The sequence below is a fragment of the Limnospira sp. PMC 289.06 genome (assembly GCF_032350395.1).
GTDB lineage: Bacteria > Cyanobacteriota > Cyanobacteriia > Cyanobacteriales > Microcoleaceae > Limnospira > Limnospira platensis.
Genome location: NZ_JARPLC010000260.1, coordinates 1 through 2,105, shown reverse-complemented (window position 1 = coordinate 2,105; position 2,105 = coordinate 1). Strand labels below are relative to the sequence as shown.

At 54.6% G+C, this 2,105-nt stretch carries 1 protein-coding gene; it reads left to right on the top strand.

Going from position 1 to position 2,105, the window contains the following annotated elements; all coding sequences use genetic code 11:
- Positions 1 to 2,093 (top strand): glycosyltransferase domain-containing protein (locus P5674_RS24265; protein ID WP_315670360.1); only part of this gene is annotated, 2,093 nt, incomplete at its 5' end.
- Positions 2,094 to 2,105 lie beyond the last annotated feature (12 nt).

The following is a 2,105-nucleotide window of genomic DNA, read 5'->3' as shown; positions in this document are numbered from 1 at the left end:
ATATGCGGTTCCTCCCCGGCCAGCCTTACGACAGGATTCCGGATGTCGTGGCGCTTGGCGATATATGCGTTCTTTTGCAAAGCGACACCTCGTTGCTGGCGCGCTATCAAGTTCCTGCCAAGTTGGTGGATGCCCTTGCTGCCGGACTGTTGGTTCTCGCTCAGCCGACTGCTGGAATGATGGATTTTGTGGAGCGCGGAGTTGTTGTTCCAACGAGTGCGGAATTGCTGGCTCAGACCCTCTCCCGCTGGCTCAATGACGAGTCGGCGGCTCAAGCGAAGCGTGCGGCGGGGAGGGATTATTTCCGCACCCATCTTTCAGCAGAGGTCTGTCGACCGCTCTTAAAGTGTTTCGGGGACAACAGCAGGTCGCGCCCAGACCCGAAAGCTCTTTTTGAGAACCCAAAGCAGCAAGGACTGTTTGACTCTCTGGGCGGCTGGGAGATGTTTCGCCCGTGGGTACCCGTTACGGCTATTAAAACGGCGTGGGTTTCGCTGGAAGCTAAGCGGCGAGATCCGGTACCAACAGCATTGCCTGAGGTGGAGACCGCGGCGCGCTTGACGCCAACGACAACGTTTCCGCTGAACCATGATGCGCGTGTTGTAGTCTATTCGGTCCTAGTGGGGGACTACGAGGCGGTCAAGGAGCCCGAATTCATCGACCCTTCGGTACGCTACATCTTGTTTACCGACAACCCGGATTTGAAGTCTGATCGCTGGGAAGTGATGCATTTCGATACGCTGGGACTGAGTCCGCGCAGGGCATCAAGATTGCCCAAGCTCGTGCCGCACAAGTATCTGCCAGAGCACGATGTCAGTATCTATCTGGATGCTAGCCTCAAGTTTATCGAGCGCAATGTGAGGCACGCGGCAGAGGAGGCCCTTCAGGGACTAGAGATCGCCGGATATCCGCATTTCGAGAGAAACTGCCTCTTCGAAGAGATTGAAGTATGCCTATCGCTCGGCAAGTCTGACGAGGAGAGAAGCGAGGCGCTCCGTAAGAGGCTCAAGAAAGAGCAGTATCCGAAGAGTCGGGGGCTCCTAGAGAATGCCTTCCTCGTGCGCCGTGACACCTCCATCATGCGGCAGATAAACGAACTTTGGTTCAAAGAATATATGGTCGGCCCAGAACGTGATCAGTTCAGTCTGATGTATGTTCTCTGGCGGGCCAGGATCCCGCACGCCGTAATCGGCAACGCTCCGAACTTTCGAAAAAGCCCGCATGTCCGCTGGACGAAACACCATGGTGCAACTGCATGCCGCGCGCATCCGGATATGAATAAGCTTGCAGAGCACTTCGACTTCTTGGCCGAGTCTTCCCCAGCAGCTCTCGCCAAGAAGGCAAGATCAGTGGTCGAAAAGATAAGCGCAGGAAAAGATGCGCCGAAGATCTCGAAGCATCAGCTGCAAACGTTCATTGCTGCTGTGAACGCGTTGGGCTTTCAGGATGCGGTTTTGGCAGAGGAAAGCTTGACGCTTATGGGTCAGGCGCTGTTTCCGGATCGCCCCATGCTACTTCAGCGACGGTTCAAGAGACCGCTCAAGTTGGCTTATATTGCCGGTTCAAAGATGCCGAGCATTGCAGCGAACAACGTGCATGTGATGAAGATTTGCTCAGCATTCTCGGAAATCGGGACTGACGTTACACTATATGCGGAGCAGGAGATCGATCATTCAGATGGTTCGGAAGATATTTATAGACGGTTTGCGACACGAACGGTCTTTCCGATGGTGCTCCACCACGAGAACGCTGCGTCAAAGAAGTTAGGTTTCTTTTCACTGGTGCGAAGGGCGATCGATGACGGGAACAACGTCATATTTACCCGCTCTTCGGGCGCAGCGGTTTTCGCCGCCTTGGCTGGAATTCCAGTGTATCTAGAGGTTCATGAGATCAAGGATGACGCAGCGCATAGAACCTTGCAGTTTCTCGCCCGTTGTGATGCGCTGAAGGGGATCGTTGTAATTAGCCAGCCCTTGAAATCAATGATGCGACCTTTCCGGGAAGGTCTTGAAGACCGGGTGGTGGTTCTGCATGATGGCGCTGACCCGGCTCCGGCTCTGTTGCACAAATCCAGTGAGGGATTCATCTCGTGAATCCAGCGTGGT